This window comes from Teredinibacter franksiae, from assembly GCF_014218805.1.
In the GTDB taxonomy this organism is placed as follows: domain Bacteria; phylum Pseudomonadota; class Gammaproteobacteria; order Pseudomonadales; family Cellvibrionaceae; genus Teredinibacter; species Teredinibacter franksiae.
The window spans coordinates 2,214,069-2,227,210 of sequence record NZ_JACJUV010000001.1 but is presented as its reverse complement, the minus strand read 5'-3'; the positions used below and the strand labels follow the sequence as shown (position 1 = coordinate 2,227,210).

8 protein-coding genes are annotated in these 13,142 nt (G+C 50.2%); 5 read left to right on the top strand and 3 right to left on the bottom strand.

All coding sequences use genetic code 11. From position 1 onward, the window contains the following. Positions 1–190 precede the first annotated feature (190 nt). The 5 genes from H5336_RS09165 to H5336_RS09145 are packed head-to-tail and all read left to right on the top strand — an operon-like array spanning position 191 to position 11,375. Positions 191–2,392 (top strand): methyl-accepting chemotaxis protein, encoded by a 2,202-nt coding sequence (locus H5336_RS09165; RefSeq protein ID WP_185233481.1) that lies wholly within the window; start codon positions 191–193, stop codon positions 2,390–2,392. 17 nt (positions 2,393–2,409) lie between these two features. Beyond that, positions 2,410–3,270: a CheR family methyltransferase gene (locus H5336_RS09160; protein ID WP_185233479.1), complete on the top strand. Its 861-nt coding sequence runs from the start codon at positions 2,410–2,412 to the stop codon at positions 3,268–3,270. Positions 3,271–3,314: 44 nt separating this feature from the next. Then, on the top strand, positions 3,315–9,911 hold the full coding sequence (locus tag H5336_RS09155; RefSeq protein ID WP_185233477.1) for a hybrid sensor histidine kinase/response regulator: 6,597 nt from the start codon (positions 3,315–3,317) through the stop codon (positions 9,909–9,911). Between the two features lie 4 nt (positions 9,912–9,915). Beyond that, positions 9,916–10,851 carry a chemotaxis protein CheB gene (locus H5336_RS09150; RefSeq protein WP_185233475.1) on the top strand — a complete coding sequence of 312 codons (936 nt, stop codon included), beginning with the start codon at positions 9,916–9,918 and terminating at the stop codon, positions 10,849–10,851. Positions 10,852–10,883: 32 nt separating this feature from the next. Next, positions 10,884–11,375, top strand: coding sequence for a chemotaxis protein CheW (locus tag H5336_RS09145; RefSeq protein WP_185233473.1), 492 nt, complete (start codon positions 10,884–10,886; stop codon positions 11,373–11,375). A gap of 18 nt (positions 11,376–11,393) precedes the next feature. Here H5336_RS09145 and H5336_RS23785 read toward each other — a convergent pair whose 3' ends face one another. From H5336_RS23785 to H5336_RS09135, 3 genes are all read right to left on the bottom strand, one after another. Next, complete coding sequence (locus tag H5336_RS23785; RefSeq protein WP_376766529.1) at positions 11,394–11,516, bottom strand: hypothetical protein; 123 nt, start codon at positions 11,514–11,516, stop codon at positions 11,394–11,396. Positions 11,517–11,838: 322 nt separating this feature from the next. After that, on the bottom strand, positions 11,839–12,759 hold the full coding sequence (gene hslO / locus H5336_RS09140; RefSeq protein ID WP_185233471.1) for an Hsp33 family molecular chaperone HslO: 921 nt from the start codon (positions 12,757–12,759) through the stop codon (positions 11,839–11,841). Next, entirely contained in the window at positions 12,752–13,141 is a 390-nt protein-coding gene (locus H5336_RS09135; protein WP_185233469.1) for an Hsp15 family ribosome-associated heat shock protein, read from the bottom strand. The genes hslO and H5336_RS09135 overlap by 8 nt, the downstream gene beginning before the upstream one ends. Between the last annotated feature and the right edge of the window lies 1 nt (position 13,142).

Here is a 13,142-nt window from a genome sequence, read left to right as displayed (position 1 = left end):
TGGCTCCGCTGCTTTTAGCTTAAGTGCTGCAGCACCGAGTGGACGCATATTTGCCAACTTGCAGTTTAACCCTGTAATTGGCGATTGAAAGATAACGAGCGCACGTTTTTTTATTTGATCGTGTACTTGTTTTTCGGGGCGCAGTTGTTGCGCGTTAGTTTAGAGCCATACATTCGCTTGGGAGCGTCGTATGAAAGGTGATTCCGCGGGCTTGTTTGCCCGGACTAAATCGAACCCGCTACTGGCTGGGTTGGTAATTGGGCTAATAACCCTGACCGGCTTGATCGGCTTTGTGATTTATCAGTTGTTCACAAATGCTGAGCGTGATCAGTTTTACCTGCAGCAGGCAAGTGACCTGCGTGCATCGTCCTTCCGTCTGGCATCTCTTTCTCGTGATGCGACAGCCGGTGATGAGCCGGCCTTCGGCGAGCTTCAAGGTGTTGTCGCGGCTATGGAGCGCTCCTGGGCTCAGCTCAAAGCTGCAGACACCCAGACGCGCATAGTTTTAGCCGATCAAGTCGCCGCGTTTGACGGTGTTTGGACACGGGTGAAGCGTAGCTCGCAGGTAATTACTGAAAATAAAGATACAATTATCTTTTTACACGATGTGGCAACTACCCTGAACGAGTCGCTCCCGGAGCTTCAGGCGGAACACAACAACATCGTAGAAATCCTGCTTGAAAACCGAGCGCCGGCCGACCAGGTTTCTGTTGCTCAAATGCAGTCTTGGCGTGCTGAGCGCATTGGTCGAAACGTGGATAAAATGCTAGTGGGTGGCGATGGCGCCGACCGTGCAGCTGACCAGTTTAACCTCGATGCCAGCCTCTTCGGTAAAGTCCTTAACGGTATGCAGGACGGCGATGTGGCGATGAGTATTTCTCGGGTAACGGACGGCGAAGCGGTGTCCTCTCTGGAAGAGATTTCTGAGCTATTTGAATTTGTGAGCGGCTCGGTGAGGGAGATTTTCGAAGCGTCTCCTGCACTTTTTAAAGCGCGTTTAGCTACAAATAGTATTCTCGATGAAGGTCCTATGATTTTGCAAACTCTCGGTGCTTTGTCCGATGAGATTGTTGCGCTCCCACAGAATCGTACCTGGAACAACAACATACTGTTGGGTGTAGGTGCTGTATGGCTGGCTCTCCTAATCTTAGTTGGTTGGGTGCTTATTCAGGCGACCAACCAGCGCGCGAAAGAAACCGCCGAAACGAACGAACGAAACCAAAACGCGATTTTACGACTGCTCGATGAGCTGGCCGACCTCGCTGATGGTGACCTGACAACCACCGCAACGGTAACCGAAGATTTCACCGGTGCCATTGCCGACTCCGTCAACTACACCATTGACCAGCTGCGGGTATTGGTTTCGCGTATTAACGAAACGTCCGAGCGTGTTGTGGACGGTTCTAAAGATACTCAGCAGACCGCGCTGCACCTCGCCGAAGCTTCCGAACATCAGGCGCAGGAAATTGCCGGGGCATCGGCTGCGGTTAATGAGATGGCAGTAACTATCGACCAAGTATCCGCTAACGCCGCCGAATCAGCGGGCGTTGCGGAGCGATCGGTATCGATCGCGAGTAACGGTGCGAAAGTGGTACAGAATACTATTCACGGCATGGATACCATTCGTGAACAGATTCAAGATACTTCGAAACGAATTAAGCGACTGGGTGAATCTTCCCAGGAGATTGGTGACATCGTATCGCTGATTAACGACATTGCCGACCAAACAAACATCCTTGCACTTAACGCTGCAATTCAGGCATCGATGGCGGGTGATGCCGGTCGAGGCTTCGCCGTGGTAGCGGATGAAGTACAGCGCCTTGCGGAACGTTCCGCAACAGCAACTAAGCAGATTGAAGCGCTGGTTAAAACCATTCAGAACGATACCAACGAAGCGGTAATCTCGATGGAACAAACCACCTCGGAAGTGGTGCGCGGAGCACGCCTAGCGCAGGATGCGGGTGTTGCCCTGGAAGAGATCGAGGCGGTATCGGCGAGTCTTGCGGAATTGATCCAGAATATTTCGAATGCTGCGCGTCAGCAAGCCTCCTCAGCGGGCCACATTTCTAATACGATGAACGTGATTCAGGAAATTACCTCACAAACGTCTGCCGGTACCAATGCAACGGCGGCCTCGATTGGTAATCTGTCTGACTTGGCTGTTGAGCTGCGAGGTTCAGTATCGGGCTTCAAACTGCCTGATGAGCTGATTGAGCGCGAAGGTGACGATGATTTTGATATGGATTTAGAAGCCGACACGGAATTAGATGTGGCGACTCTGGGTGATGACGATGTTGTTGACCTCTCTCTAGATGATGCTCTGGATGATGATGCTGACCCCACGTTACTTCACGCGATTGATGACGAGCATAACGCAGGTGTACGGGCGTAGGGGTTGGTTAAATATCCATGATTTGGTCTTTACAGGCAGCGCCGGATCTTTCCGACAAGCAATTTGATCAGTGGAGCAAATTGCTGGAAGACCGTGCTGGAATTTGTCTCAGCGATCAGCAGCGGGTATTTCTGCAAACGCAGGTTACTATGCGCATGCGCGAGCTCGGTCAAACCGATTATTCACAATACTACAATCGTGTTGTGGATGGTGTTTCGGGGATGATGGAGTGGTCGGTGTTAATCGATAGGCTGGTGGTTAAAGAAACCAGTTTCTTTCGTCATCGTCCGTCTATCGACTGCGTTCTTCAATTTTTGCAGCAGCACATCGACGAGAGTAGCTTTAAAGATACCTTCGAGGTCTGGAGTGTTGGCTGTTCATCGGGGGAGGAACCATACTCCCTGTCAGTTGTTATCAACGATACCTTCGATACCGCAAACATTGACCCTTACTATGGTGTAACGGCAACTGATATCAGCAGGGCGGCACTTACTATTGCGCGCAACGGTATTTATCCGCAGCGCAAAGTCGAGATGATGGAGCCGTCGATTCGCCAGCGCTACTTTACCCAGCAGGACAATGGTCGCTACCTGATATCGCCAGAATTGCAGGATCGTGTGTGCTTTAACCACGCGAATGTACTGAACATTAATGAGATGCCGAGCATCATGCAGGATGTGATTTTTTGCCAGAACCTGTTGGTGTACTTTCGTCGCTGGTTACGCCACGAGATTATGAACGCTTTTGTTGACCGTCTTAAACCCGGTGGTTTACTCGTGGTTGGCCTAGGTGAAGTGGTCGATTGGTCACATCCGGAAATGGCTCGGGCGCCCTACGACGAAGTTCAGGCGTACATAAAAAAAACCGAAGCTGCTTAATGCAGTTTTCATTTATCAAGAAATAGTGGTGCAGGTCTTCAACTATGGCAGATAAACGAAATTTTGCCGCGCTCGATTGGGTGATGGGGGAAATCAGTGAAACCCTCAATGACGCTCGACAAGCGCTCGAAGCCTACGTGGAAGACCCAAAGGACACCACGCGTATTCGCTTCTGCCTGACCCATATTCATCAGGTACATGGCAGCCTGCAAATGGTTGAATTCCATGGTGCTTCACTGTTGGCTGAAGAGATGGAGCAGCTCGCACAGGCGTTGATGGATCACAAAGTTACGAGTGCGCCAGAGGCTCAAGAAGTACTGATGCGCTCGCTATTACAGCTTCCTATTTACCTTGAGCACGCCAGAGTGCAAAAGGAAGACCATCCGGGTTTGGTTCTACCGCTACTCAATGATCTGCGAGCCGTTCGTAATCAGTGTTATTTAAGCGAAACTAATTTATTTGCGCCCAACCTGCAGAGTGTCAAAGAAATTTTTGGCAGTCGTCACCCCATTACTGCCGATAAAGCCAAGCTACAGCAGGTGTTGAAAAAGCTGCGCGAAATGTACCAGTTTGCGGCGGCCAGTGTGCTTCGAGAAATTAAGGTCGATGAAAACCTGAATTATCTCGGTAAGGTTTTCAGTCGTATGGAGGCGCTTACACTGGGTACGGCCAGTTACCCACTATGGGAAGTGTCTGCCGCATTAATTGAAGGCTTGCTACGTGGTGACATTGAGCTGTCAGTAGCGGTGCGTGGCTTGCTTCGTCATCTTGCGCGCGAGTTGCGTGTGCTGGGCGAGAAGGCACCGGGCGCGCTCGATTTAATGCCGCGTGAAAACTTGCTGAAAAACTTGCTCTACTATATTGCGCGGGCAGAGAGCGGTGGTAAAAAAGTTAACCGGGTTAAACAGCGTTACAGTTTGTCTGAAGCGCTACTCGACGGTGTAACCATTGGTGAAGATGGCGACGGAGATTCGCTTTCTGCGCCCGACCCCGATGCGATTCGCTCCGTGGTCGTTGCCCTGAGTGACGAAATTAATTCGATTAAGCATGCGCTGGATCTCTCCTTGTCCGGTCATGGTTCTCCTGAAGATTTAAAAGAAATTCTGCCTATTATTAAACGTATTGCCGACACCTTGGCGGTATTGGGTATTGGTGACTTGCGCAAACAAGTGACTACCCAGGCAGAAGAGCTGGAGAAAATGAGCCAGCAAAACAGTTTTGATGAAGCAAAATTGTTGGATGTTGCGGGTAAAATTATTGAAATTGAACACCGCTTAGAGGCCATTGCCAAAGTGGTGGGAACCAACCGTGATCTCGCCAGCGTTAACGAGCGCGAAATTGAAATTGATCAGGCTAAAATTACGGTACTTAAAGAGTGCCAGCACGGGCTTGAGCAGGCTAAAGATGCCATTGTTGAGTATATTTCATCGAAGTGGGATAAGAGCCACCTACTGAATGTTGGTGGGCTGTTACATAATATTCGCGGCGGTTTGGATATGATTCCACTGCCTCGCCCTGCAGCCATACTTGAATCCTGCAGTGCGTACATCCAAGAGCAATTAATTGATCGCAATATTCAGCCCGGTTGGGAGTCACTTGATACATTGGCCGATGCTATTGCCAGCCTCGAGTATTATCTAGAGCGCCTATTGGGTGATTTGGATGATGATACTGAATCTCTGCTAGATGTGGCCGAATCCAGTGTTGCCTCACTTGGCTATCCGCTAGACGGCTCAGCTAAATCTAATGCAGGATTGTCAGCATCAAGTGCTACCGCTACGGGGATTGAACCCGAACTTACCCTTGTGGAGCCTGCTCTGGCAAAAGCACCAGAACCCGCAGGTAAATCACCGCGAGGGTTGCCCCAGGAGGCGTTTGCGCCATCTAGTCCACAAGCCCCGGCGGCCCCACCAGTTGCTGAAGTTTCGTCCCCGGCTGAAAGCACGCCAGTAGTGGCTGAGCCAAGGGTGTCTCTCGACCAAATTAGTGTTGATGACGACGGCGAAGAAAGTGATATCGATGATGAGATCGTAGAAATATTTGTTGAAGAAGCGATTGAGGTTAAAGAAACACTCGACGAATATCTTCCGCAGTGGAAGGCCAATATGTACGACCAGGATTCACTGGTCGTTGTGCGCCGTGCATTTCATACGCTCAAGGGCAGCGGTCGTATGGTGGAAGCGCACGATATTGGTGAATTAGCCTGGTCGATTGAGAATATGCTCAATCGGATAATCGATAACAGTGTTAAAGCACAGCCGGCTTATGGCCACATTATTGATCTGGCTATCAATTTATTGCCTGATCTTATTTCCGCATTTTCGGCGAAAAAAGCCAATCCCCACAAAGCGCTTGCCGACCAATATATGGCATGGGCCGAAGCCCTTGCGGAAGGTCACGTTCCACCGGAATTGGCTGCAGTGCCGGCCGGTGAAGGCGTACCACTACCCAACCTTTCAGTTGCTCCGGCTCCAGCAGCGGAACCCCCGGTTGCCACGGCTGAGGAAAAGGAGCGCCAGCAGGAAGAAGACGAAAACCAAGTGTTGTGGGATATCTTCTCCTCCGAAGCGGTTACACACTTAGCGACCATGGAGGCGTTTATTGCCGAAATGGAAGCCGATGCGCCGCTCTACTCGCCACCCAGTGATGAATTTCAGCGGGCACTGCATACCCTTAAGGGCAGTGCCAAGATGGCTCAAGTTGCTGATATTGGCGCCATGGCGGAGCCACTGGAGTCTTTTGCCAAAGAGCTTGTGACATACCAGGTCGATATCAACGCCGATATTCTTCAGCTCTATCGCGATGCTGTCAGTTACGCGCGCGCAAGCCTCGCTCAAATCAGTGCACGGCAGACAGTCCAGATACCGTTACTCAATCAGTTTATCGCGCGTACTTTTGAGTTGCGTGAGCTGGCGGTTGGACACCTTATCCGTTTGAAAGAAATGGAAAAGGATGGGCAGAAACAAGTAGATCCGAGATTGCTCTCCATCTTCATGGCAGAGGAGATGAATTTACTGTTGGACGCCGATCAAATAATTGAAGGTTGGCGAGAGAATGACAGTATTAGTGGGCAGTTAGAGCCTGTTATTCAGGAGTTAACAACGCTTGAAGCGGGTGCTGAACAAGCGAATTTACCGGATATGGCTGCGCTTAGCGCACAGGTAAAAACTTTATACGAACAGTACAAATCTGGTCAGTTGGAATCCAATGAAGATTTTTTCGTAATCCTTGCGTCCGGTCATGCAGCGCTACTGGATATGGTCGATGCGGTTGCCGCAGGCCAGAATGTTATTCCGCCTTCAGAAGAAGTGACTTCGGCACTGGCATCACTGATTCACAGCGGGTCTTTGCTGCCGGTACGTCAGGATACCTACGACGAGCCAATATACGACGAGCCAATAGATGAAACGCTAGTGGTCGATGAAATGCCGACTGTTGAGGGCTTAGACGAGTCGGGGGTGATTGAATTTGATCTTCCTGTGGACCAAAGCTCGGCTAACGATGCGGTTGATGTTGATGCTTCAGAAGCAGAGGCTACAGAAGCAGAGGCTACAGAAGCAGAGGCTACAGAAGCGGGTGATCGCCCCTTGTTTAAGGAGGCTTTATTTGAAGAGGCCTTGTTCGAAGAGCCTGTTGACGAATTTAGACTAGAGGAAGAGGCTGAAAGCGAGCAGCCACTTCTCGAGGAAGCCGAAGAAGAGATACATTTCGAATCCCCTCTGGTGGACGGTGATCTGGGTGCAGACTTAGATGATGACGGAGAGTTACTGCTGGGGGACGATGGTTTCGTTTTGGACACGGGCGATGAAGAGCATACGCCAGTTGATTCCGAAGCGGGTGACCACGACTTTACGCTGGTTGAGGAAGAGGAAACCGGTGAACACGAGTCTATCGATTTTGGCCTGTTCGATACCCCAACCACAAACGAAGAAGTCGAAAGTCCGCAGAATGCTGAGGGCTTAGACAAAGTTGAATTTGAAGAGCTATCGCTCAACAGTGCTGAAGCAGAAGAAAGCGTGCTCGAAGATTTAGTGGCGATTGACGAGCCTGTGGTTGATGCAGGTTCCGAAGGTACAGAGCCGGCCGAAGACGCCCCCGTTGAGCTTATACGCGAAGAACCTGAAAGCGAGCCAGAAACACCCTCGAGTATTGCTGTCCCTGGTTTGCTAGACACCATTGACACAGCTGATGAAGACTTTGAAGAAGACATTCTTGAGGTCTTTCTTGAAGAAGCCGACGAGCTTATTGAAGAAATGGACGAGGCGATACATACCTGGGAAGGTGACTGGTCCGATGAAGAGTGTCCAGAGCAAATTAAGCGCGCGTTGCACACCCTAAAGGGCGGTGCTCGACTTGCGGGAATGAGTAACTTGGGTGAACTTACTCACAACTACGAAAGCTATCTGATCGCCACTAAAATGGACGATATTGACGATCTGTTTTTCGCGACGATTCACGATTATCAAGACCGTGTATTGAGCGGTGTGCGGGCGATACAAGTCTTTATGGTTGGGGGTACCAGCAGTGCTGAGGCCGATGGATCACTCGGCATAGAGTCAGGTACAGAGCCTGGTACAGAGCAACTTCCACAACCCCCTGAAGTGCAAACTCCTTCGGCTGCGGAGCCTGCGAGCGGTACACCAGAGGCCGCAGACGACGGCCAAAGTGATTCTAATGTACTTCCCTTTGCGCCCACTAAGGTGCGTGATACGGGTGAATCCGAGCCTGGTGAGTTCACCATGCCGAGTGTTAGCGGCGGCGGTGGTGGGCAACAGGCTGCCGTGCGAAAAACGGCTGGGCCGCAAGAAGTTATCAAGGTTAATTCAGAACTACTTGAAGAACTGGTGAACCTAGCCGGTGAGACGTCCATCAGCCGAGCACGTATTGAACAGCAAGTGAGTGATTTTTCGCAATCGCTTGATGATATCGATTCGACCATTGCGCGCCTGCAGGAGCAGTTGCGCCGTTTGGATATTGAAACCGAAGCACAGGTTATATTTCGCCAAGAGCAGTTGGCAGCCGACGAAGAATTCGACCCACTGGAAATGGACCGTTATTCCCAGTTGCAGCAGTTATCGCGCTCGTTGATCGAATCCGCATCCGACCTTGTCGACTTGCGTCAGACCCTTACAGATAACATTCGCGATACCGAAACACTGTTATTACAGCAGTCACGTATTAACACGACTTTGCAGGAAGGGCTAATGCGTTCACGTATGGTGCCCTTCTCTCGGCTGGTACCAAGGTTGCGCCGAATTGTGCGGCAAGTTTCCACTGAACTCGGTAAAAACGTAAGCTTTGAACTTGACAATGTTGAAGGTGAATTAGACCGCTCTGTACTTGAGCGTATGGTGCCACCGCTGGAGCACATGCTGCGTAATGCGGTGGATCACGGTATTGAATTACCCGAAAAAAGAATTGAAAAAAGCAAACCTGAAACCGGTCGTATTGTCTTGTCACTCGGGCGTGAGGGTGGTGATGTAATTCTTCGTTTGGTCGACGATGGGCGCGGTGTGGATTTACGTCGCGTTCGTGAAAAAGCGATTGAGCGCGGGCTCATGAGTTCAGATTCAGACCTTAGCGATTTCGATGTTATGCAGTTTATTCTGCACGCTGGTTTTAGTACCGCTGAAACCGTTACCCAAATCTCCGGTCGTGGAGTGGGTATGGATGTTGTCTCCTCTGAAATTAAAGCCATGGGTGGCTCGGTGGTGATCAACTCCCAGTGGGGGAAGGGCACAGAAATTGTGGTGCGCCTGCCCTTTACCGTATCGGTTAACCGCGCGCTGATGGTTGAAATAGGGCTAGATCAATACGCGATTCCATTGAACACTATTGAAGGTATTGTGCGGGTTAGCCCGTTCGAGCTGGAACATTATTACAGCACCGCCGATGCGCGTTTTGAGTACGCCGGTGAAAAATACATGGTGCGCTATCTTGGCTCCATGTTAAATGCCAATATCCGCGCCAAGCTGGATGGCCAAGCACTACCACTACCCGTTTTATTGGTGCGTTCTGCCGATAGAACCATGGCCGTACAAGTGGACCATCTCTTGGGTAGCCGTGAAGTGGTTGTGAAAACGCTGGGCTCGCAGTTTAGCTCCGTACAAGGGCTTTCAGGCGCTACCCTGATGGGTGATGGCAGCGTGGTTGTGATTTTGGATCCGCACGCCTTGGTTCGTCAGGAAGTGGCTAACGCTAATAATCTCGAAATGCAAAAAGCCTTGGCCAACCGGCCGGTGGAAGAAGAGCCTGTCGATATCATCAAAAACATTATGGTGGTGGATGATTCCGTAACAGTACGAAAAGTGACTACCCGTTTCCTTGAGCGAGAGGGCTTTAATGTCATCACCGCCAAAGACGGGGTTGATGCTTTGCGTGTACTTCAAGATGAAATTCCCGACCTCATGCTGCTCGATATTGAGATGCCGCGCATGGATGGTTTCGAAGTGGCGAAAAATATTCGCACGACCAGTCGTTGGAAGCATCTACCCATTATTATGATTACCTCGCGAACGGGGGATAAGCATCGCGATCGCGCAATGGAGCTGGGTGTTAACGACTATATGGGTAAGCCTTATCAGGAAGAAGCCCTGTTAGAAGGTATAAACAAGCTCTTATCGGAGCAGAAGAAGAGTTGAGCCTGTGCAAGCCCTTAAATTCGGGCTATTAGCCGAAACAGCCGCGCAATTGGATGACCTGGTGCAATTGGTCAACCAGACAGGCCATGAAGTGGCACTGGCTTTAAAGGCCAGCAGCGGCTGCCTTGAGAATGTTGCTGAGGTTGAAGCCTGGGTTGCCCGCCTTGATTTACAGCACGAAAAATCCATTACCTTAATGGAAGAGTTAGAGGCTTTCGACGTACCGGTGATATACGACGATATCGAAAGCTATTCTGCTCTAGGGCAAGCGGAGCGCGTAAGCCGGTTCGCCAGCAAAATCCAATTGTGCACAGGCACTGGCGCTCAATCGGGTGAAGTCGCGAAAGCTGACGAGGTTTGGGTGCTGGCCGGTTCCACTGGTGGTCCTGAGGCCGTAGGTTTATTTTTAAAGGCTCTTCCTGAAGATATAACCGGTGTTGCGTTTATATATGTGCAACATATTAACGCCGAGATAAGCGCGACGTTACAGCGAGCGTTATTGCTTAGTACCTCTTGGGCAGTCTTGAGTTGCGATCGTGCCCAACCACTACTGGAAAAATGTATTTATATTGTGTCGCCATCCCATCAGGTCGATATTCACAATACCGGTGTCATTGCACCGGTTGCAGAAACCTGGGTTGGGCTTTATCAGCCTTCGGCCGATCAGGTGATTGCCAAAGTAGCGAGAAATTTTGGTAAGCGTTCCGGGGTAATCGTATTTTCGGGTATGGGCGATGATGGCGCCCAAAGCTGCAGCTATATGCGTGGTTCCGGAGGCGTTGTCTGGGCACAGTCACCGGACACCTGCGCTGTAGATTCGATGCCGGTATCCGCAATAAAAACGGGAGCCGTCACTTATCAGGGGCCACCGGAAACACTGGCCCGACAATTCGTACATGGGCGCCACCTATCCCAAGTACCGAGTGCAAAAATAAATTAACATTATGAGTCAATCAAAACCGGTAAAAAACAATGAGTGAAGGACAGGTTGCAACAGTTTCCAAAGGTTCAGACATTCCCTGTATGCTGGTTCAACTGCTTAATTGTACGCTGCTATTACCCACCGTTAGCGTTGCTGAAATGGCACCGATGAATCCAATCGGCTCCATCACCAATGCACCTAACTGGTTGCTGGGTACTTATGAGTGGCGCAACACGCGGGTGCCAGTTATTTCTTACGAAGGCATCAATGGTGGCCCGGTAACACCGCTAAACCCTCAGGGGCGTATGGCAGTGTTGAACAATACCGGCATAGATCAGCGCCTGCCCTTCGTTGCTATTCCCACCCAGGGAATTCCGCGCATGGTGCGTGTTGGCGAGAGCGATATCGTCGAAAATACGGACAAGCAACAGCGCGCCTATGACGACATGCAAGTAAAGGTTGGCATGGAAGAGTTTGTTGTTCCCAATATCGCCGCGCTTGAGCAGGCATGCATTGATACAGGGCTGCTGGTTTCAGACTAGCGTGTTGAGTGTGCTAGATTACTGCACTCGAATCCGGCCAATGTCGATACCGTCCTTTGGTTTTTCGAGCCGTACGGTAGTAGTTTCACGTTTTTCATTTTCTCGGCCATAATTGCGGTAAATATCCAGCGTTACCGCCACCGGGCCAATATGTTACTGTCAACTTTGCCTGACAACCCAATATAAAGCGTGCCGTCCGGATTAAATTGAAGAGCGATAATATTGTCTGCGTGTGTTGCCTGTTCTGCGGGGAGCCAGCGTCCGCTAGTGTCATTAGTATTGGCAATGTTTACCAGCAGCAGAGGCATTATCAGGCTAGCGAATAGTATAGATAATGTAGTATTGAACTTGGTAGTAGCGCAACGGAAAATGCGTAAAAAGTACATTCTTGGCCCCCCGGAAAATGCATAGTTCTGGAAGGCGGAGATTAATAGGGGCGCCCTAAAGGCTGTTTGAAAAACAGTTAATGCAGTGCGCCGTTAGAACCCTCTTTTCCACCAAAAAGACCTTCCAGGTCATTTTTATTAAAGGAGTAGTGCTTTCCGCAGAACTGGCAGTCAATGCCTATTTTGCCTTTTTCTTGCAGCAGCTCAAAGGATTCCTGTTTGCCCAAGGATGCAATAGCGTTTTCACTGCGCTGGCGGCTGCAACTGCACCTGAATTGAATCTCTCGCGCGGGAAATACGCGGCATTCGAACTCATTAAATAACCGGTAGAGCAATTGTTCATGGGCGAGCTGGAACAACTCATCGGCGGTGACAGTATTGGCAAGTTGTACAGTGGTATTCCATTGTTGTTCGCGTTCGCTGTGGTCTTTAACCTTTTGTGCAGGCAGGCTTTGCAACATTAAGCCACCACAATTTTTATTGTTGGCGAACAGCCAGATGCGCGTGGGCAGTTGTTCCGATTGCTCAAAATAGTGGGCTAAACTGTCGCCAAGTGACTCGCCTTCAAGCGGAACAATACCTTGGTATCTTTCGCCCTGTTGCGGGTCTACGGTCATAGTCAGTACGCCTTCGCCCACCAATTTTTTCAGGCTGGAAATATCGAATTGCGTGCAGTCTGGCAGGGCTCCGTTTTCGGTTAGATCAGGGCGTAAATTCATGATTCCGCGTACGTGGCCACTGTCATTGGCCTCGGCCATAATCAGCGGCACTAGGCCGTCGCCACGAACCTGCAGGGTAAGAATACCTTCAAATTTTAATACTTCACTGAGCAACGCTACAGCGGCTATGAATTCGCCTAGTACTGGCAGTAATACAGGGGGCAGTTGTTGTTGTAATAACACCTTTTGATAGCTTTCCTGAAGGGAAACTAATTGACCGCGGAGGTCGGTATTGTCGAAAATAAATCGGTGGGTTTTATCGTGTAGGGTATTACTCATGGTCTTCAACATTAATACGTTTAAATCGATGAATTTGACGGCGCTGTTTGCCCGTGGGTTTGCTATCTGAATGCAGTCCGCCTGTGGCTTTGCGTTGCTCGGCTTTTAGGGCGCGTACTTGTTCACTTTGCGGTGTTTCTCGGTAAAGCATGGCGGCTTCTGGGGCGCCGCGCCGTTGGTTGGAAACCGCGAGTATATCAATAATTTTTTCATCCCAGCCCTGACGAATAACCAGTTGCATACCCACTTCAACATCTTTACTGGGTTTTATGCGGGCGCCATTAAAGTGAACCTTGCCACCGTCTATGGCTTGCTTGGCGAGGCTTCGGGTTTTAAAAAAACGTGCGGCCCAAAGCCATTTATCTATGCGTATTTTATCCACG

Coding starts and splice junctions, on each gene's coding strand:
- H5336_RS09165 (WP_185233481.1), top strand. CDS start 191: ATGAAAGGTGATTCCGCGGGCTTGTTTGCCCGGACTAAATCGAACCCG.
- H5336_RS09145 (WP_185233473.1), top strand. CDS start 10,884: ATGAGTGAAGGACAGGTTGCAACAGTTTCCAAAGGTTCAGACATTCCC.
- hslO (WP_185233471.1), bottom strand. CDS start 12,759: ATGAGTAATACCCTACACGATAAAACCCACCGATTTATTTTCGACAAT.
- H5336_RS09155 (WP_185233477.1), top strand. CDS start 3,315: ATGGCAGATAAACGAAATTTTGCCGCGCTCGATTGGGTGATGGGGGAA.
- H5336_RS09160 (WP_185233479.1), top strand. CDS start 2,410: ATGATTTGGTCTTTACAGGCAGCGCCGGATCTTTCCGACAAGCAATTT.